The organism is Clostridium sp. AM58-1XD (assembly GCF_003464085.1).
GTDB lineage: Bacteria > Bacillota > Clostridia > Lachnospirales > Lachnospiraceae > Lachnoclostridium_A.
In genome coordinates, this window is sequence record NZ_QSDR01000006.1 from 122,938 (window position 1) to 142,774 (window position 19,837).

Below are 19,837 nucleotides of genomic sequence, written 5' to 3' on the forward strand. Positions count from 1 at the left end.
ATCCAACAGCGGTTATTTTTCTATAGAATGCCCTTATTATGTGCAGAGAAGAACGGTTTCATTCTATGTTCCAATATTCCAAATGCCAGAGCCGGCCAAGTTTTTTCTTCATGCGTTTTACGCACAAAAATCCCTATCGTAGTGGTCATGGAAACATGTTCAGATAATCTTCAATTTGTAAGAAGTCGCAAGAAATTAAAAAATGCCCCAAAACCGTAATAATTCAATATTCATACGGTTTTAGGGCATTTCGTTTTCACTTCGAACAATTATTTCGCGTAATCCGTCACTCTCGATTCGCGGATCACGTTGACCTTGATCTGGCCAGGGTACTCCAGCTCTGTTTCAATCTTCTTTGAAACATCTCTTGCCAGAAGCACCATACCATCGTCTGTTATCTGTTCCGGCACTACCATAATTCTAACTTCTCTGCCTGCCTGGATGGCAAAAGACTTGTCTACTCCCTTAAAGGAATTCGTAATATCTTCTAATTGTTTTAATCTGTTTGTATATGTTTCCAGAGTCTCTCTTCTTGCACCTGTCTTGCAGCTGAGATCGTATCGGCTGCCTGGACAATACATGCAATCAGGCTCTGTGGCTCAACATCGCCGTGATGGGATTCTACAGCGTTAATTACTGTTGCAGACTCTTTATACTTTCTACACAGTTCAACGCCCAGCTGAATATGAGAACCTTCCATCTCATGGTCGATGGACTTACCAATGTCATGTAATAAACCGGCACGTTTGGCCATACGGACGTCTACACCGATTTCAGCAGCCAGAAGACCTGACAGCTGAGCAACTTCGATGGAATGTTTCAATGCATTCTGCCCGTAGCTCGTTCTGAATTTCATCTTGCCTAGAAGTTTGACTAATTCCGGATGGATTCCATGGACTCCGACCTCCAAGGTCGCCGCCTCTCCTTCTTCCCTCATGTTCGTCTCAACTTCTTTTTGTGCTTTTTCTACCATCTCTTCGATTCTGGCCGGATGAATACGACCGTCCACAATCAAACGCTCTAATGCGATTCTTGCAACTTCTCTTCGAATCGGATCAAATCCTGACAGTACTACTGCTTCCGGAGTGTCGTCGATAATCAACTCAACGCCGGTCATTGTCTCCAATGTACGGATATTGCGTCCCTCTCTTCCAATGATTCGACCCTTCATCTCATCATTCGGGAGCTGGACAACGGAAACGGTTGTCTCCGCAACATGATCAGCGGCACATCTCTGAATCGCTGTCACCACATAATCTTTTGCTTTCTTGTCAGCTTCTTCTTTGGCTTTGCTTTCGAGTTCCTTAATTAACTTTGCGGTGTCATGTTTGACATCTTCTTCTACAGATTTTAAAAGATATTCTTTTGCCTGTTCGGAGGTAAGGCCGGAAATTTTCTCCAGTTCCTGTATCCCTTTCTCATACAGCGCTTCTACTTCTGCATTCTTCTTAGATAGGGTTTCCTCCCGGGCTGCCAGGCTGGCTTCCCGTTTTTCCATTGCTTCGGACTTCTTGTCCAAGTTTTCTTCCTTGCTCAATACACGTCGTTCATAACGCTGAAGTTCTGCTCTTCTTTCTTTCGTTTCCTTTTCAAGCTCATTCTTAGTCTTTAAAGACTCTTCCTTCGCTTCAAGGAGAGCTTCTCGCTTCTTCGTCTCTGCAGTTTTCAATGCTTCATCTATTATTTCCCTGGATTTTTCCTCCGCACTGCCGATTTTGCTTTCATACGTCTTCTTGCGGTAAGCAACTGCGAATGTCCAGGTAATAGGAGCTACGATAATCATTGTAATCAATGCAGTTATTATTATTGATGACACAGGAGCACCTCCTTATTTAGTTTTCATTGTACGGTAATACAACATTTTAATTTTAAACTTTTTTATGCATGCTGTCAAGTATATTGCCGGGATTCAATCGCTTCTTGGTTAAATTTTCTTAAATTTCAGTAAAATTCGCCTGAATCTTCACTTATTTCCCCCATCACCCTGCGGATTACCTCCCAGGAAAATCCTTTTCTGCAGAGATATGCCGCCGTCTTCTGAAATTCTTTTCTGGCTTCCAGTCCATTTTTACCGCCGTTTCTTCCGGTACTGTCTTTTCCTCCAAAGCCTCTCTTCTTCAATATTTCTGCAATCTGACTTTCTTCGTCAATTCCCGTACCCTCGAGCACCTGTGAAATCACTTCTCCGTCGATTCCCTTCTGGCGCAGGTCATAAGCGATCTGTTTCCGGCTCTTCCTTCCGGCAGCACACTCCGCATACCGTTTTGCATACTCCCTGTCATCTATATAGTGATGCTCTTTCACAAACGATACCGCGTATTCTACGGCCTCCTGGGGATACCCTCCGTCTTTCAGCTTTCTCCTGATCTGCTGCTCCGTCTTATCCGCATTCTTCAGCAGATTCAGCACACGTTCTCTGGCCCGTTTACAGAGCACGTCCCTGATGATCTCCTGAACACATTCTTCCGAAATATCTCCCTGTTCCTCGATCCCGTATTTTTTTAATCTCTCCCCTGTATAAAATAAGTGCAAAGCCCTCTTCCAGCAGGACTTTGCACCTTCTTTTATCGACGGGGGTTATTGAAACCACTGTCATATAATACCTCTCTCAATTCATTCTTTCTCTGCCTGCTGTTCATCTGAACCGGCGGCTTTCTTCTCAGGAGCAGCCGTCGTTCCCGCTGCTTCTGTACCAGGCAGACCGTATTTTGCTCTGACTTTCTGTTCTACCTCATCACAAATCTCCGGATGTTCTCTGAGATAGATCTTGGCATTCTCACGGCCCTGGCCGATCTTGGCTCCCTGGTATGCATACCATGCACCGCTTTTCTCGATGATATCTTCCTTAGCAGCCAGATCGAGGATATCCCCTTCTTTGGAAATCCCCTTTCCGAACATGATGTCGAATTCCGCTTCTTTAAATGGCGGTGCTATCTTGTTCTTAACAACCTTAACGCGCACATGGTTGCCGATCATCTCTCCGCCCTGCTTCAAAGTCTCTGTCCGGCGTACGTCCATACGGACAGAGGCATAAAACTTCAGAGCTCGTCCGCCTGTTGTCGTCTCCGGATTACCAAACATAACACCGACCTTCTCACGAAGCTGGTTGATAAAAATAACGATACAGTTGGACCTGCTGATCGCCGCAGTCAATTTTCTGAGTGCCTGTGACATCAGCCTAGCGTGAAGGCCAACGTGTGAATCTCCCATGTCGCCGTCGATTTCCGCTTTCGGAACCAGGGCTGCAACGGAGTCAACGATAATGATGTCCACCGCCCCGGAACGAACCATGGTCTCCGTAATCTCCAGAGCCTGTTCACCGTTATCCGGCTGTGATATATATAAGTTGTCGATGTCTACACCGATATTTCTTGCGTATACTGGGTCAAGGGCATGCTCTGCATCGATGAAGCCTGCAATGCCGCCTCTCTTCTGCGCTTCTGCCACCATATGGAGGGCAACCGTCGTCTTACCACTGGATTCCGGGCCGTAGACCTCAACAATCCTGCCCTTCGGAACGCCGCCAAGACCAAGAGCGATATCCAGGCTCAGGGAACCGGTAGGAATCGTCTCAATGTTCATATCCTTACTGGCATCGCCCAGTTTCATAACGGAGCCTTTGCCAAAATCCTTCTCAATCTTTGTAAGTGCGGCATCCAATGCCTTTAATTTATCATCCTTATTCATCTTATCCTCCACGCGAACAAATGTTCTTTATTTATAATAATATAGGCGCCGGAAAAAGTCAATAGATTAATCGAAAATCTGTTCTGTTTTTACCTTCCGGGACTGGGGCATAACTTCTGTCCGGCAGGTCATAGGGTAAGAGCCGGATACCTGTATTATATCAGCGCAGGAAATCGTTGTAAATCCATTTCTCCCGTTAAACTGTTTTCCTTTTATTTACAATAAATATGCCTGAGCATACGAGAATCAGGGCACAAATGGTTTTGATGCCGAACGCCTGGTCATTTTCTCCCAGCAGGAGGGCGGACAGGATGACACCGAAGACCGGATTCATAAATCCGAACACCGTCACTCGAGAAACCGTGTTGTGCTTGAGCAGAACGGCCCACAGGGAATAGGCCACAGCGGACACGACGCCCAGATAGAACAGCATAGCCATGCCAGAAGCCGTTACAACCGTAAGGCGGCCGCCCAGAGCAAATCCACAGACTGCCATGATCACGCCGCCGGCCATAAACTGATATCCACTGAGTACCATGGGATTTTCTTTCGCAGAATAATCCTTAATCAGAACAGATGACATTGCATAAGAAACGGCCGCCAGGAAAATAAAGCCTTCTCCGTTCCACCTCATTCCGCTCCCCATCGCTCCCGGATTCCAGTTCACCAGAACGACGCCGGAAAATCCCAGGATACAGCCGGCCAGCTTTTTCCCCGTCATCTTTTCCTGGCGGAATATAAAGCAGGCAATCAATATGGACAAGAAGACATTTGACCCTGTAATAATTGATGATTTTACACCGGAAGCATGAGCCAGTCCGATATAGAAAAACAGATATTGAATCACTGTCTGAAACGCACAGAGGGTAAAGACCATCCCCCATGAACTCTTTTTCGGAACGACGATCTTTTTGTTCATGGCACTTGCAATCAAAACGGTCAGCAGACCAGCCAGCGCAAATCTCAGCCCTGCAAAAAGGATCTGAGCCGCCACATCTTCTCCGGCAATCTCAAACAGCTGATATCCAATTTTTATACACGGAAATGCGCTTCCCCAAAAAGCACAGCAGATCATGGCAAGAAATGCCACCCGTGCCGTACTGTCCATCCCATTTTCTTTTCCCATATGCTTCTTCCGCCTTTCGTCCGTACCTGCTCATTTATTTCTGTTCTTTATCCACTTAAAAGAAAGGGGAGCGCCTCAAGCCAGATTGTCAGCAAAAGCTCCCCTCTCTTCCTTTCCGCCCAGCTGTTCCGTACGTTCGGAACAGCTGCGTTTCTGCAATATTTAATATATCTTTTATCGTTCTGGAAATCAACCTTTTTATTCCAGGAGACGGGCCGTATCGAGCAGGCCCCACCCCTGCTGTGTATGCGGAAGGCCCATATCTACGGCCCGCTCTCTGATCAGCAGTTTCACATCCTTATTCGTCATTTCCGGATATTTTTCCAGCAGCAGAGCCAGCGCGCCGGATACGAGAGGCGTAGACATCGAAGTTCCGCTCTTCATCTGATAACGCCCCGGCCTGTTGGAACAGCTTACAATAGCAGAACCGGGAGCCACAATGTCAGGCTTCAGGACGCAGGACCCTGTAGGCCCTCTCCCTGAATAATCCACCATGCGGCTCCCCATTACATTTACTTCTTTATAATCATCAGAGCATCCCACTGTAATGACCTTTCTGCTGATTCCCGGAGTCGTAATCGTCATGCTGCCAGGCCCGTTGTTCCCTGCTGCCACAACCACCACAAGCCCGTCGTCCCACGCTGCATTCACTCCCTTTACCAGGGCCGAATTTTCTCCCATCCACTTTCTCGTATAGGAACCAACAGAAATATTTACAATCCTGATTCCGTACATCTCTTTGTGGCTGCGGATCCACCGCAGTCCGGCCAGCACATCTGACGCGTAGCCGTTTCCTCTGGAATCAAGAACCTTTACGGAAATGATATTGCAGCCTGGCGCGACGCCGCAGTAGCGTCCTTCCGAGTCGCAGCCATTTCCTCCGATTATCGCCGATATATGTGTTCCATGTCCATTGTCATCATAAGGCATTGCCCGTTTCTGTACAAAATCTGCAAATGCAATAATTCTATTATCAAAATCTCTGTGAGAGAAAATACCGGTATCGAGGATGGCAACGCCCACATTCTTTCCGGTATACCCCATTTTCCAGGCTTCCTCACAACGAATAATCTTTCTTGCCTGATTCACGAAAATCCCTTTACCCTTTTTTATTAAGGTATTCACAGGACATTCGAAATGCTCAAATGATTTCCCGACCCTTTTCAACTGTTTTTTGAAAATGTCAGCGGCTTCAGGCTCCGTTCCAGAATTCCATTCATGTACGCAATGGCAATTCCATAATTCGTTATCGGAACTTTCTGGTCTGCGGCCATGCCAAGGCGGTACTTCATCTCCCTCTCTGTCAGCATACAGCCGCCGCAATGGATAATAAGAGAAAATCCCCTCACATCTTCCGGAAACTCTGTTCCGGAAGTAAAAGAGAACTCCGGTTCCTTTCCCGTATATCTCCTTATCAGGCAGGCAGTTTGTATGTACCGATATCTCCACACTGCCGATGATGGGTACAACCCTCCGAGATCAGTATTTGATCGCCGTCCTCTATGGCTTCCAGGGCTTTCGCTCCCTCTACAGTCTGCCACAAATCTCCTTTATATCTGGCAAACAGGACGGAAAACGATGTCATGAGGATATCCGGAGGCGTCATCCTGTCTACCTGCTGGAACACCTGGCTGTCCGTGATCACAAGCTTCGGCTTCTTTTTCATTAATTCCAGCGTGTTCCCCAATTCATCTTCCTTACAGACAATCGCTACCGCCTGACTGTCCAGAATATCGCGTATCGTCTGCTGCTGCGGAAGGATCAGACGGCCCTTCGGTGCCGCCTTATCCACTGGAACGACCAGAATCACCGTATCCGACGGCTGAAGCAGATCTGCCACAAGGTGGCGGTCATTCTCCCTTTCTCTCAGCCTTCCTATGGCCTCCTTCAGTTCCTGGATTCCTTCTCCTGTCGCCGCGCTCACCCAAAGGGCCTTATCGTCATCACGGCTGCACGGCCTGCCGTACTGACAGCCGCCAAAACCGCCGCATAGGTCTTTCTTATTGTACACGGTTAGAAAGGGGATTTTCTTTCTGCGGAATACTTCCATCAGTTTCTCTTCCTGACGTCCTTTCCCTTCTCTTCCGTCCGCAACAATAATCCCGATATCCGTTTTATTGATGACCTGCCGTGTCTTTCCGATTCTCAATTGTCCCAGTTCCCCTTCGTCATCCAGCCCCGGCGTATCGATGATCATAACCGGTCCCAGAGGAAGCAGTTCCATGGATTTGTATACGGGATCTGTCGTCGTTCCCTTTACCTCCGAAACAATCGCCAGATTCTGGCCTGTGACTGCATTTACAATGCTGGACTTGCCCGCATTTCTTTTGCCGAAAAATCCGATATGAAGCCGTTCTCCTGAAGGTGTCTGATTCATTCCCATTTCTGATACCTCCTTGTACTCTGTCTGTTTTGACTCCTCTGTTTATCATGAATCAGAATCGGAAATCCCTGTTGCCTTTTTCGATCTCTGTCAGATTTTTTAGGACAATCTCTCTCACCTTTTCCTTCGGTATATTTTCTATCTCCTTCATAATCATCTCTTCCCCCATCGCTCTCGTTTCCGGAGAGGCGTAATCCATCAGATATTCCTTCAGAGTCATCAGCGCATTCGGGTGGCAGCAGTTCTGAATCTGACCGCTCTTGCAAAGGCTCATGAACCGGTCTCCTGTCCTGCCTTCCCTGTAGCAGGCCGTGCAGAAGCTTGGAATATATCCAAGGTCCATCAGCCAGCGCACTACTTCATCAAGCGTCCTGTTGTCGCTGACGTCAAACTGTGCGGAATTGTCCTCTTCCGGCTCCTGTTCTGCATATCCGCCTACGCTTGTCCTAGAGGCGCCGCTGATCTGGGACACTCCCAGATGAAGGACCTTCTCCCTGCACTTCTGGCTCTCTCTTGTGGAAATAATCATTCCTGTGTATGGGACGGATACCCGGATACAGGCTACCAGTTTGGCAAATATGTCGTCGTCGATCCCATTGTCAAATGTGGATGGGTCGATATCGTCCGCCCGTTTGATTCTGGGTACGCTGATCGTATGGGGGCCGACTCCAAACACGGCCTCCAGGTGCTCTGCGTGCATAAGAAGACCCGCAAATTCGTACCGGTACATCTCCAGCCCGAACAGCACGCCGATTCCCACATCGTCGATTCCACCCATCTGAGCTCTGTCCATCGCTTCCGTATGATATGCATAATCATGTTTTGGCCCTGTCGGATGAAGTTTTTCATAGCTTTCTTTATGATACGTCTCCTGGAACAGGATATATGTACCGATGCCGGCATCCTTTAATTTTTTATAGTTTTCCACGGTTGTTGCTGCGATGTTCACATTTACCCGGCGGATTGCGCCGTTTTTATGCTTGATTCCATAGATGGTATTGATACATTCCAGGACATATTCAATCGGATTGTTGACCGGGTCTTCCCCTGTCTCCAGGGCCAGCCGTTTATGCCCCATATCCTGAAGGGCGATTACTTCTCTTCTGACCTCTTCCTGTGTGAGTTTCTTCCTGGCAATGTGCTTGTTTTTCAGATGATACGGACAGTATACGCAGCCGTTTATACAGTAATTGGACAGATACAGCGGTGCAAACATAACAATTCTGTTACCATAAAAATCTTTTTTGATCTGCTCTGCCAGGGAATAGATCTCCTCATTCTTTTCTTTGAGATCACAGGCCAGCAATACGGAGGCTTCTCTGTGGGTAAGCCCTTTCCTCAATCTTGCCTTTTCCAGTATTTCATCGATCAGTTCCTCATTATGCCTGTTCTCCTGGGCATATTCCAGAGTTTCGAGGATTTCCTCATGGTTGATAAATTCCTCCGCTTTTGATGATGATGGGTCGTACTTGTACATAATTTTCTCCTTTCTGCTTGGGGTCAGGCTTTCCCTTTCCCTTCAGATCTTTGTTTGTTTTATTTGATATATGGTGAATCTCCACGGCCGACTGCAATCTCATATCCGATCGCTCTCATACGTTTTCTGAGCGAGTCCAGCGCCTCGGCAGCTTCGTCTCCCGTGCAGATTTTGTTATCGTACAGCAGATATTTTTCCCTCACTCCCGCCGGTGACAGGTTGGGCATTACCACGTTTGCTCCACTTAAAATACCAAGTTCCCGGCCATCAGGATGGATTGTGCCCAAAGCCGTTGTGGACGGCAGGAGGACCTTGGGCAGCATGAGGCGAATCAGGGCCAGCAGAAACAGCGTATCCTCCAGTGTTCCCTGTTTTTCCTCTGCAAACGGCGTTGCATGCTGCGGAATAAACGGCCCGATACCCACCATTTCCGGATTCAGCCTCTTCATAAAAACCATATCTTCTGCGAGGCAGTCGGCTGTCTGCCCCGGTGATCCCACCATTATGCCGCAGCCTGTCTGATATCCGATCTTTTTAAGATTCTCCAGACATTCCCTGCGCTTGCTCAGGCTTAGCTGTTCCGGATGAAGAATCCTGTAATGATCTGCATCCGCCGTTTCGTGTCGCAGCAGATACCTGTCGGCTCCCGCTTCAAACCACGCCTGATACGTCTGAAAGTCACGCTCCCCAACCGACAGAGTAATGGCACAGTCCGGAAACTCTCTCCTGATTCTCCCGATCACATCGCTGAGCCTGGCCTTTGTAAAATAGGCGTCCTCTCCTCCCTGCAGGACAAAGGTACGGAATCCAAGGCGATACCCTATTCTGCAGCAGTCCAGAATCGTTTTCTGTCCAGCCTGTACCGCTCTGCCTCATGGTTGCTCTTTCTGAGCCCGCAGTAATAGCAGTCATTTCTGCAGTAGCTGGTGAATTCAATGAGTCCGCGGATATATACCTTCTTGCCGAAGACATCGTCACAAACCTTCCTGGCCCTGGACGAAGCAAAATCCAAAACCTTATGGCCCCGCTTCTCATTCCAATATTCAAACAGTTCTTTCCACTCCGTCTGTGTCAGCTCACCGCCCCCCTCCAGACGGCTGATCCTGTCTATTGCCTGTATTTCTGTCATGTGTTCAACCTTTCTAAATGTTTCCATGTCTTGAATTACTGTAGATGTTTCTTCCCCAATGCCGTTCGGTTATCCGGTCAGACTTATTTATGTAAATTCTGTCAGGTGAGCTTGGAATAAACGGCTTTCGAGCTCACCCCGTCCAACATCCCCAGTTTCCCCGAAAGGGCGCTGATTACATCGGAAGGTGCATCCACCGCTATGCTGATAATATTTATGTTTCTCTTCGGATACGGAATACCCATTCTGCCTATAATATATTTTCCATACTCATGAAGAATCTTATTCAAAGCTTCCACCGACCCTTCCTTTTCCACTACAATTCCAATCAAAGCAACTCTCGAATCCATAACGTACCTCCTCGTCTGTTAAATAAAGTTACGAATAAGTCCGCAGCACCGAGGCAAACTCCCGCGCCGAGCGCCGCCTCTGCACCAATAATAAATAAGTTGACTTGGCCACCGCCTCTAACCACACCTGGGCGTTTTATTAGTCATGTAAGAGTCATCTGGCAGCTGCACCGATAACAGATGGAGTGACTTGGCCACCGCCTGGAACGGAATCTGTTATCGGTGCAGCCGCCCTTTTGCAGACTCCAATAAAAAAGCACCCTGGAAAAGGGTGCACCAAATACATCCGGCCATGCCCCTTCCACTTCAGATCTTTCATCTTTGTGTCAGCGTCATATTTCCTGATCGTTAAACTGCCAAACCGTCCGGCTTCGGAAAACGGCAGAACTGCCGCGGGCCTGTACGGTACTGCTTATATATTTCCTTTGCTGAAAGATGTCGGTCTCGCAGCTGGGGAAAAGCGGGACATAGCTGTCCTCTGTCTTCTGTTATTACAGCATATCATACTATTTTAAAATCTTCCACTATTTCAATCATAAGTTTCATTTTCTCCTATATATTTCTAATAAACAGGATCAGAAACGGACTCTTTCTATGAAACTGAAATTAAAGAAGATTAAAATCAACACGCAGCTTTTGCAGCGGGCAGCTTCCTGTGCCAGACGCCTCCCATATAAAAGAATTCTGAGGACAGGCGCCGTTTTTGCACTTGCTTTCTGCTGTGGCAACGTTGCGGCCCGCTTCGTAGACAGCCGGACCGTAAACTCCCTTACCGTATCTGCCTCTGCGGACGGCAACTGGGGATTGAGTTTTCCCGTAGAAGGTCAGCCGCCTGTAGGCAACGCCACATCCGATTATCTGAAACAGTATAATGCCCATTATGTTCAAAACACTCAGGATAAGGTCATTTATCTCACCTTTGACGCAGGATATGAAAATGGAAATACGGCTGCAATTCTGGATGCCTTAAAAAAGCACAGCGTCCCGGCCACTTTTTTCCTGGTTGGCAATTATCTGGAAACCAGTCCGGACCTGGTAAAGCGTATGGCCGCAGAAGGGCACATCGTTGCCAATCATACATACCATCATCCCGATATGTCGAAAATATCAACTCGGGAAGCTTTTGAAAAAGAGCTGAACGACCTGGAAGCGCTCTATCAGCAGACGACGGGGCAAACGATGAAAAAATACTATCGTCCGCCGCAGGGCAAGTACAGCGAAGAAAACCTGAAAATGGCCAACGATATGGGGTATCATACGTTTTTCTGGAGCCTGGCATATGTAGACTGGTATAAAGACAAACAGCCCACGAAGGAAGAAGCATTTAAAAAGCTTCTGGGGCGAATCCATCCAGGCGCCGTCGTTCTCCTTCACAGCACGTCCTCTACCAATGCACAGATTCTCGATGAACTGCTGACGAAATGGGAAGAAATGGGCTATCATTTCGCCTCGCTGGATGATCTTGTAAATGCTTCCGCTCAGCAGTAATTCTATGCCTGAATCTCTCTTCTTTCTCCGCAGGGCTGCACTTCCAGCCCTGCCTCATTTTTCCAGGAAATCATCGTTTCCTAATGTCATAGCGGCAGAGACAGCTGCCCATCCAGCCATGATTCCTGTTTCGCCTCCCTGACCTCGTCCTCTATCCTCGCTCTGCCGATTAAAAAAGCAGAATTTTTATCATGAAGTTTTCTGTTCCTTTTTACCGTCTCCTGGTCGTAGTTGGCATAGCAGTAAATACAGCCGTTTGTGCACGTGTTATACGCCCCGATATCGCCTCCCAGAAGGCAGCTGCATCCTTCTCTGGCCGGTTTCCCTTTTTTCGGTACGGACAGCTGTTCTCCGATAGCCCTTTCTATCACCTCTTTTGTCATGCATCCGGTGCAGTTCACGCCAAATTGTTCCAGTTCCGTTCCCTCACAGCAGGAATAGATGGTCATTCCATGCTTTTTTCCAATACGGGCAAATGCTTCTCCCATCTTCATTCGGTCTTCTTTCCCAACCTCCCGCACTCCTGAAAAATTCTTTTTAGTCTTCTCATATAAATCGATAAAACTGATGACACAGCCATTCGTATATCCATGGAGACGTTCCGCCATTTTTTCAAATTGTTCCAGATGAAAGGCTGTAGAATATTGATCCGTAACAAAAACAGGGTCATACCTCCACCTGACGGCTTTCTTTCCCACCACTTCTGAAAGGCGGCAGAATGATTCCATCACCTGGTTCTTGTCCGGTACATTTGGTTCGATTTCCTTTCCATAGGGCGTAATTGTCACAAACCACAGCTGCCTGTAATGGTTCAGTTCTTCCAGTCTGGAGATCATCGGCTCCGGATTTTTCGTACAGAAAATGAGACAGTCTACCACGTCTGGAGACAGCCTGTATTTCGTTACCTGCTGAGGATAATATGGATTCCTCACCATCACCGTTCCTTCCCTGATTCTGTTATAAAACCACTCGCTGTAGCAGGCCGGTATATCCGTCCTGCTTCCTGTATTAATAATCATTTCATCACCTGCACTTCCGCCGCAGATCCAGAAAACAGAAGGCAGACGCTCACCGCCTGTCAGACTGCCGTCACTGCAGCTTTGTTTTCGCCTTCCATTCCGGCATATGCGGCCGCAATATTCAGAATATGGTCGCCGATTCTCTCATAATCCGTCAGGATTTCAGAGTAAAGAATGGAAGCTTCCACATCACAGTCACCGGCCCCCATCCTCCTGATCTGGTTCTGGCGGTACGCAACCGTCGTGTTGTCAATTTCCTGTTCGATTTCTCCTGCATACTCGATGAGAACAGCAGGAGCGATATGTTCTGCGTTATTCAGTAAGCGTATGGCTGTCATACAGCGTTTTCTCATCTGTCCCGTCTCCACCTTTGCTTTCTCTGAAAGTTCCAGACCCTTTTCCTTCAAAAGCTGGGCATAGTCGGACAGATTCATGGCATGGTCACTGATTCGTTCCACATTTCCCACGATCGAAAGCATATGGTACAGCGCATTTACCTCTGACGGAGAATTTTCCACTGCCAGAACCTTGGAAATCTTCCGCGAAATGCCGGCATTCATTAAGTCAATCTCATCTTCCTGTCTTCTCAGCCGCTCTATTTCTGAAAGATTTCCTGCTTCCAGGGCAAGAAATCCCTGTTCCACATTATCCGCTGCCAGCCTCGCCATCTGTGCGATTTCCTCTTTCAGCTGTTTTCTTGCAATAACTGAGATTCCAAGGACATGATCTGAAGACAGAAGTTCGTCAAACCACTTCTGTTCATCTGCTGCCTTAACCGGTCTGTCCGGAAGAATTTTCACAGCAGCCTCTGCCAGCTGTGTTCCGAACGGAAGCAGAAGCAACGTTGTTGTAATATTGAAAATTGTATGCACATTTGCAATCTGCGCCGCCGGATTATCAGGAATCCAGCTCACAATCCAATCTGTAAACGGAGTTACCAGGCAGACTGCAACAAAAACAGTCGTACCGATAATGTTAAACATCAAGTGAATTAGTGTGGCTCTTTTCGCACTTCTATTCGTTCCCACGGAAGCCAGTACGGCCGTTATGCACGTTCCGATATTCTGCCCGAACAACACGAAAACGGCACTGTCCAGACCGATCAGCCCGCTTACGGCCAGAGCCTGCAGAATGCCGACTGAGGCGGAGGAGGACTGGATAATTGCAGTAAAAACAGCGCCTGCTGCAATGCCAAGAAGCGGGTTCGTAAACCTGGTCATCAGATTGACAAATCCCTGAGAATACCGTAAAGGCATCATGCATCACTCATCATTCCCATACCGATAAATAAGATACCAAGACCGGCTATGATACCGCCGGCGAATTGAACGTTTTTCTTTTTGATAAAAGAAATCATGATCACGCCTATAAATGTGATCAGCGGCGCCAGCGTATCGATGTCCATGGCGATCAGCTGACCTGTCACCGTAGTTCCGATATTGGCGCCCATGATAATCCATACAGCCTGCTTTAATGCCATGAGGCCGGAATTTACAAATCCAACCACCATAACGGTCGTCGCAGATGACGACTGTATGACCGCAGTAATTCCCGCGCCTACCAAAATCCCAAGAAAACGGTTGGATGTGAGTTTTTCCAAAATCTGCTTCATCCTGTTTCCGGCTGCTGCTTCCAGATTACTGCTCATCATCTGCATCCCGTAAAGGAATAACGCCAGGCCTCCCATCAGCCTAAAAAATAATCCTACACTCATCGTTGTGCTCCTCTGTCATAGATTAGTACAATTTTTCAAACAGCTTACGCCGCACACTTCATCCGCACCATTTTGTCCTGCCGCAGCTCGGTGCCAGGCAAAGCATGCGCGTTGCAGTAGCATCATTCCTTACCGCCGAAGTGACTTCGCTGCGTGTAGGGCTGCAGTTTTCTCATTTCATAGGAGGCATTATCCTATGAAGTAAGAAAAAGACACAGCCTGCCCTCTCTATGCGAGCGCAGGTTATGTCTTCTTAAAAATTCCATCTTAAATTGCTCTGGTTCTTGTCAGCTTCATTGCCGGCGTCGTCCATGGCCTTAAGAGTTTCCCTTCTGTCTGAAATAATTGTACGATACGTAGGAATTATATTGGATGATGTCCGTAATTGTCAATCCGCTCTGTCAATTCTTAGCGGAATCTTTATTTCTCTGCCATACCGGCGCCTTACACACCGGGCATTCATTCCAGCCATAACATCCCCCTGTTCGATTTTGTTTTCCTGCTCTCATCTGCTGCAAACGGTTCTCACGAACCGGATGCGTAATTTTTTTTATTAGGCTTTCTCTTTACGGCAAGCAGGCTCATGAAAGATTCCATAAGATGCGTGTCTTCCACCTGAAACATCATCCACTTTCCATCGTGATACGTCTCCGACTGATCGTAAACATCCGTGATTTCCTCAGGAAAATTCATACGCTGTGCTTCGAATTTTTCCCGTTCCGCCCCTCCGAAAATAATCATGAAACCAAAGCATTCCTTTTTCGCATACAGGCAGCATAATGTTTTTCCGCCTCTTCTGTATTTATACTCATAATCCCACTTCTTTCCCGCCCTGTTCCAGATCTTGTCCATCTCATAGCGGCTTTCCACTGCGGCGCATACTGCCTTCCACACGTCATATTTTCCTTTTCCCAGCAATAATTCCATCTCTTCCTCTGTCGGAATATGTTCCAGCATCCCATACCTCCTTTTATTCTCCGGATCACCGTATCTGCCGCACAGATATGGTTCCTCTGCGTTTTCATTTTCTGTCGATATCAGTATAGGATACAGAACATGACATCTGCCTGTCATCATTGCAGAACGATCCATGGTTTCCCGGAACATCTATCTGGCTCAGGCCAGCAGGTCCTCATATATTTTCAGGCTGTCTCTGTCAAACAGTACGAAGATGATTTCATCAAATGCATCTGGATTTTGTTCCATAAATTCCCTCACCGTTCCTATTGCTGTCTGAGCCGCTTCTTTTTTAGGATAACCGTATATTCCCGTAGATATGGCAGGAAATGCAATGGTTCTGATTCCATTCTCCTTTGCCAGAAAAAGAGAATTTTCATAGCAGGATTTGAGCAGTTCCGGTTCCTTGCTCATACCGCCGTGCCACACCGGCCCGACTGTATGTATCACATATTTGCATGGCAGGCGGTATCCTTTTGTTATTTTCGCCTCTCCCGTTCTGCATCCGTTCAGCTTTCTGCATTCCTCCAGAAGCTCCCGCCCTGCCGCCCAGTGGATTGCGCCGTCAACGCCTCCGCCTCCCAGCAGCGAAGAATTTGCCGCATTTACAATCGCCTCAACATCCTTCAGTTTTGTAATATCACCCATAATCGCCTTCATACGTCTCTTCTCCTTTCTCTGTCCGGAAAGTCAATTCGAAATTTTTTCCTTTGGATGTTCCTTAAAATAAGGTCTTCATAGAGCTTCAGCGCCATGCGCAGGCCTTCCTCTGCTGGATGAGACCTATAAAATGTTTGGACCTCCTGCCGGATCAGCTTAAAGCTTTCCTTCCGTCAGTTTTGCAAGATGCCGGGCATGCTCATTGATTATGCGCCCTTTCCTCCTTCGTCTCTAAATCCGCTTTTTTATAAATCGCTCGGTAAGCTTTTGCCATCTGCTCATATTCCGTTCTGTCAAATATCCATCCCGATTCCAGAAACCAATCAATATTTTCATCCTTCTGCATGTATGGTTTCGTGTAATTTCTCCTTCTTCTGATCAATTCTTCATCCCAATGTTCCGACACCCATTCCCAGTATTCATTACTGTCAAATTTTACACAAGCGATATTGTCCCCGTATTTAGCCCAGTCTTCGTCTGTATACGCCTCCAGGCAAAGAATTCCTGATTTTTTCTCCAGATCAAAATTCTCGTTTTCTCTTTTCAGCAGCCCCAATTTATCCCAGTACACGAATCTGCCTGTTTTTCTTATTTTAGCCAGAATTACGATACAGCTTAAATCGCAGTCATCTTCACAGACCAATATGGGAATATTCAGCGTTTCCGGTGCATCGATCATTTCCCATACGAACTGGTTGTCCGCCTTCCACTCCAGTTCCCCGGTCCAGGCCGGCATGAGTCCGAGAAGCGAGCCAAAGGCCTTCAGTCCGGGACATCTGCCCTCCATTACGGCTTCATCTACATATTGGACGACAGGCCTGCCGTCAATCACCCAGTAGTGTTCCCCATAGGAATAGACCGTCTTTACTAATTCCATATTTATTCGATTCATCATTGCCCTCCTGAAGAAAACGACATGCGCATATATCATAAACGCTTTTCGTTCATTATACCATATTCTTTCATATATGGCACAGATTATACCATATCAGATCTTTGTTCATCACAAATAGATGACGTCTTTCACCCGTTCCAAACTGTGATTCGCGGTCTGTGGGGAATACAAATATAGGCTGTTATGGTATGATTGAAGCAGAAAATCAAATTCCCATGCAGCAAGAAGGAGGTAAAATCTTGAATCAGGAAAAAGTCGGGCAGTTTATAGCTGAGCTGCGCAAAGAAAAAGGGATGACACAAGTAGAGTTAGGCGAACGAATAGGAGTTACCAATAAAACCATCTCCCGTTGGGAAACCGGCAGCTATATGCCGGATCTTTCCACGCTGGAATGTCTGTGCAGAGAACTGGATATTAATATCAATGAATTGCTGATCGGAGAACGGCTGAACGATCAGGATTTCCGTCGGGAAGCAGATTTGAATATCGTTTCTTCCTTAAATCGTGAAAAATCAATATGGAAGAGGAAAAAAATGATCGATTTTCTGGAGGGAGGCGGAACCGGCATTCTTATTTCCGCCCTATATTCCCCCGATTCCGCCAGAAGAACGTTCGCTGTCATTATGGGAATTGTCATGATTTTTATCGGCTGGTACGGCAGAGAAAACTACGAAAAGTATATTATCAGTAAAATCGGACCATAACATCAATGTGCAAAAACGTAATACCCTTTCCCGCCTTCCTCTGCCGGATCATCCTGATCTCAAACGTATCTTAATATTTTTTATTTAACCTTTTGTAGATATAGCTGGACAGAACTAATTCTGAGAAAAACAAAAAGCCCAGATAAATAATAAAAATTTTGCTGTCCTCAATGGTGATCAGCTTATCCAGTATCTGAAAAACCATTATTGATATTCCAACAATTACCAATGTATATGCATACATATAGCGTGCGGTCTTTCCACGAAGGGCTTCCTTTCTCTCATCATGCATTTCAATCGCTTCCTCGTTTAGCTTTTCATCATACCTCTCTTTATTTTTCGGCTGGGACCAATAGATATATTTGGAAATCATCATAATACCAGGGCCCAGTCCAGCGCCACCAAATCCGCAGAGCAGGCTTTGGAAAGGCGTATCAAAACCAGCCATTATAAAAAAAGCAATGCCTGCTACTGCAAATATAATACCTGCTGCCAAATTACTTTTTTTCATGATCACTTCCCCTTTCATAAATGAATATTTCCTCTATCCGCTTTTGAAAAAAGTCTGCTATAGCAAAAGCCAGTTCCAATGACGGATTGTATTTTCCTGTTTCAATCGAACTGACGGTCTGTCTTGAAACCCGGATCGCCTTTGCGAATTCCTCCTGGTTTAATCCCATTTCTTTGCGAAATGCTTCAACATTGTTTTTCACTCATCCCACCTCTTTTTGACAAGTTTCCTTTACATATAAATCGTACCACTTTTTCAGCGTTCTGTCAAGGTTCCTTTACAATCCCCTTCCAGTCATGCTATCATATCTTTTCCCGACCATATGCAAAAAACCTTATCGGATCTCAGTTCATTTCTGAAAACCGATAAGGTTTTTTCTTTGCCTGGCACACGACCAGGCTTATTTTTTTGATTATTCGAATTCAATCGTAGCCGGAGGCTTCGGTGACATATCATAGCATACGCGGTTTACATTCTCCACCTCTGCCAGAATTCTGTCCGTAATAACCTGGAGAACATCCCAGTCTACCCGTTCAATCGTAGCGCTCATCGCATCAATTGTGTTAATCGCGCGGATAATTACCATATACTCAAAGCTTCTGGCATTATGTCTCACTCCTACCGATTTAAAATCAGGCACAACGGTAAAATACTGCCATACTTTTTTATCCAGACCTGCCTTTTCGAACTCTTCTCTTAGAATGGCGTCAGACTCGCGAACAGCTTCAAGACGATCCCGCGTGATTGCTCCGAGGCAGCGTACCCCTAATCCTGGGCCTGGGAACGGCTGACGGTATACCATAGAAGCCGGGAGTCCCAACTCCAGTCCACATGATCGTACTTCATCTTTAAACAGCTGTTTTAACGGCTCAACCAGCTCAAATTTCAGATCTTCCGGCAGACCGCCTACGTTATGGTGAGATTTTACCATTTTTGCAGTTTTCGTACCGCTCTCAATGATATCTGGATAAATCGTACCCTGACCGAGGAAATCGATTCCTTCCAATTTTCTGGCCTCTTCTTCAAATACTCTGATGAACTCGCCGCCGATAATCTTACGCTTCTGTTCCGGATCAGATACACCATCCAGTTTGCCCAGGAAGCGTTCCGTTGCATCTACATAAATAAGGTTGGCATGGAGCTGGTTACGGAATACCTCTACGACGCCTTCCGATTCATTCTTGCGCATAAGGCCGTGATTCACATGAACGCATACAAGCTGTTTTCCGATTGCCTTAATCAGCAGGGCCGCCACAACAGAAGAATCCACTCCGCCGGACAGTGCGAGCAGCACCTTTCTGTCACCGACCTGTTTACGGATCAGTTCTACCTGATCTTCTATGAAATTTTTCATATTCCAGTTGGGCTGTGCCTTGCATTCCTCAAAAATGAACGACTTCAGCACATCTTCGTTCGGAAGCTCCGTATATTTTTTATCACATCTGGAAGACGGATAATCGATTGAAATAATCGGATATCCGCAATCATACAGTTCTGAAAGCACCTCCACTTCCTTGCCGTTTACTACTCTGTTTTCCCCTCCATTGAGGATAATTCCCTTTACATTATCCAGCGCATTTAATTCGCCGACAGTAATATCGTGGGGATGAATCTCACTATAAACTCCCAAATCACGGATTTGTCTCGCCAAAACCGTATTTTCTGTACTGCCCAGATCCAGAATTACTATCATATCCTGCTTCATTGCCATCTTCTCCTTCTCTTTCGTTTCGTGCT

Annotated in this window: 17 protein-coding genes and 3 pseudogenes; 2 read left to right on the forward strand and 18 right to left on the reverse strand. The window is 46.6% G+C overall.

The features are described 5' to 3' along the window. Positions 1-269: 269 nt before the first annotated feature. The 9 genes and pseudogenes from rny to DXA13_RS05215 form a co-directional block, all read right to left on the reverse strand. Positions 270-1,783 (reverse strand): annotated as a pseudogene (rny, locus tag DXA13_RS05175) (ribonuclease Y). 158 nt (positions 1,784-1,941) lie between these two features. Beyond that, positions 1,942-2,532, reverse strand: coding sequence for a regulatory protein RecX (locus DXA13_RS05180; RefSeq protein WP_243008986.1), 591 nt, complete (start codon positions 2,530-2,532; stop codon positions 1,942-1,944). Between the two features lie 81 nt (positions 2,533-2,613). Beyond that, positions 2,614-3,687: a recombinase RecA gene (gene recA, locus DXA13_RS05185; protein WP_118242229.1), complete on the reverse strand. Its 1,074-nt coding sequence runs from the start codon at positions 3,685-3,687 to the stop codon at positions 2,614-2,616. Positions 3,688-3,883: 196 nt separating this feature from the next. Next, complete coding sequence (locus DXA13_RS05190; protein WP_118242230.1) at positions 3,884-4,813, reverse strand: DMT family transporter; 930 nt, start codon at positions 4,811-4,813, stop codon at positions 3,884-3,886. Between the two features lie 198 nt (positions 4,814-5,011). Beyond that, entirely contained in the window at positions 5,012-5,902 is an 891-nt protein-coding gene (locus DXA13_RS05195; protein WP_118242277.1) for a S8 family peptidase, read from the reverse strand. A gap of 74 nt (positions 5,903-5,976) precedes the next feature. Next, positions 5,977-7,196: pseudogene (gene hydF / locus DXA13_RS05200) on the reverse strand ([FeFe] hydrogenase H-cluster maturation GTPase HydF). 52 nt (positions 7,197-7,248) lie between these two features. Continuing rightward, positions 7,249-8,673 (reverse strand): [FeFe] hydrogenase H-cluster radical SAM maturase HydG, encoded by a 1,425-nt coding sequence (gene hydG, locus DXA13_RS05205; protein WP_118242231.1) that lies wholly within the window; start codon positions 8,671-8,673, stop codon positions 7,249-7,251. A gap of 59 nt (positions 8,674-8,732) precedes the next feature. After that, positions 8,733-9,829: pseudogene (hydE, locus tag DXA13_RS05210) on the reverse strand ([FeFe] hydrogenase H-cluster radical SAM maturase HydE). Between the two features lie 74 nt (positions 9,830-9,903). Next, the gene (locus tag DXA13_RS05215; protein ID WP_118242232.1) at positions 9,904-10,152 is read right to left on the reverse strand and encodes a TM1266 family iron-only hydrogenase system putative regulator; all 249 of its coding nucleotides are present in this window, start codon (positions 10,150-10,152) and stop codon (positions 9,904-9,906) included. Positions 10,153-10,746: 594 nt separating this feature from the next. Here DXA13_RS05215 and pdaA point away from each other — a divergent pair. Continuing rightward, positions 10,747-11,640 carry a delta-lactam-biosynthetic de-N-acetylase gene (pdaA, locus tag DXA13_RS05220; RefSeq protein WP_118242233.1) on the forward strand — a complete coding sequence of 298 codons (894 nt, stop codon included), beginning with the start codon at positions 10,747-10,749 and terminating at the stop codon, positions 11,638-11,640. An 86-nt stretch (positions 11,641-11,726) separates the two neighbouring features. Here the strand turns inward: pdaA and DXA13_RS05225 are convergent, their stop codons facing one another. The 6 genes from DXA13_RS05225 to DXA13_RS05245 form a co-directional block, all read right to left on the reverse strand. Next, entirely contained in the window at positions 11,727-12,659 is a 933-nt protein-coding gene (locus DXA13_RS05225; RefSeq protein ID WP_118242234.1) for a DUF1848 domain-containing protein, read from the reverse strand. A gap of 59 nt (positions 12,660-12,718) precedes the next feature. Continuing rightward, positions 12,719-13,918, reverse strand: a complete 1,200-nt coding sequence (locus DXA13_RS05230) for a Na/Pi symporter (RefSeq protein WP_347559711.1) — start codon at positions 13,916-13,918, stop codon at positions 12,719-12,721. Beyond that, positions 13,915-14,373, reverse strand: a complete 459-nt coding sequence (locus tag DXA13_RS22815; RefSeq protein ID WP_347559712.1) for a Na/Pi symporter — start codon at positions 14,371-14,373, stop codon at positions 13,915-13,917. Before DXA13_RS22815 ends, DXA13_RS05230 begins: the two co-directional genes overlap by 4 nt. A gap of 525 nt (positions 14,374-14,898) precedes the next feature. Next, positions 14,899-15,330, reverse strand: a complete 432-nt coding sequence (locus DXA13_RS05235) for a DUF3788 domain-containing protein (RefSeq protein WP_118242278.1) — start codon at positions 15,328-15,330, stop codon at positions 14,899-14,901. Between the two features lie 159 nt (positions 15,331-15,489). Further along, a complete protein-coding gene (locus DXA13_RS05240; RefSeq protein WP_118242235.1) occupies positions 15,490-15,990 on the reverse strand; it encodes an O-acetyl-ADP-ribose deacetylase in 501 nt (166 codons plus the stop codon). A gap of 199 nt (positions 15,991-16,189) precedes the next feature. Next, positions 16,190-16,882, reverse strand: a complete 693-nt coding sequence (locus DXA13_RS05245) for an XRE family transcriptional regulator (RefSeq protein WP_118242236.1) — start codon at positions 16,880-16,882, stop codon at positions 16,190-16,192. Between the two features lie 242 nt (positions 16,883-17,124). On the opposite strand from DXA13_RS05245, the gene DXA13_RS05250 reads away from it, so the two are divergent. Further along, entirely contained in the window at positions 17,125-17,589 is a 465-nt protein-coding gene (locus DXA13_RS05250; protein ID WP_243008987.1) for a helix-turn-helix transcriptional regulator, read from the forward strand. Between the two features lie 70 nt (positions 17,590-17,659). On the opposite strand, the gene DXA13_RS05255 is transcribed toward DXA13_RS05250, so the two are convergent. The 3 genes from DXA13_RS05255 to guaA all read right to left on the reverse strand — a co-directional run bounded on the left by DXA13_RS05255 (position 17,660) and on the right by guaA (position 19,805). After that, complete coding sequence (locus DXA13_RS05255; protein ID WP_147347989.1) at positions 17,660-18,106, reverse strand: hypothetical protein; 447 nt, start codon at positions 18,104-18,106, stop codon at positions 17,660-17,662. Then, positions 18,087-18,302: a helix-turn-helix transcriptional regulator gene (locus DXA13_RS05260; protein ID WP_118242238.1), complete on the reverse strand. Its 216-nt coding sequence runs from the start codon at positions 18,300-18,302 to the stop codon at positions 18,087-18,089. The genes DXA13_RS05255 and DXA13_RS05260 overlap by 20 nt, the downstream gene beginning before the upstream one ends. Before the next feature lie 210 nt (positions 18,303-18,512). After that, on the reverse strand, positions 18,513-19,805 hold the full coding sequence (guaA, locus tag DXA13_RS05265) for a glutamine-hydrolyzing GMP synthase (protein WP_118242239.1): 1,293 nt from the start codon (positions 19,803-19,805) through the stop codon (positions 18,513-18,515). Positions 19,806-19,837 lie beyond the last annotated feature (32 nt).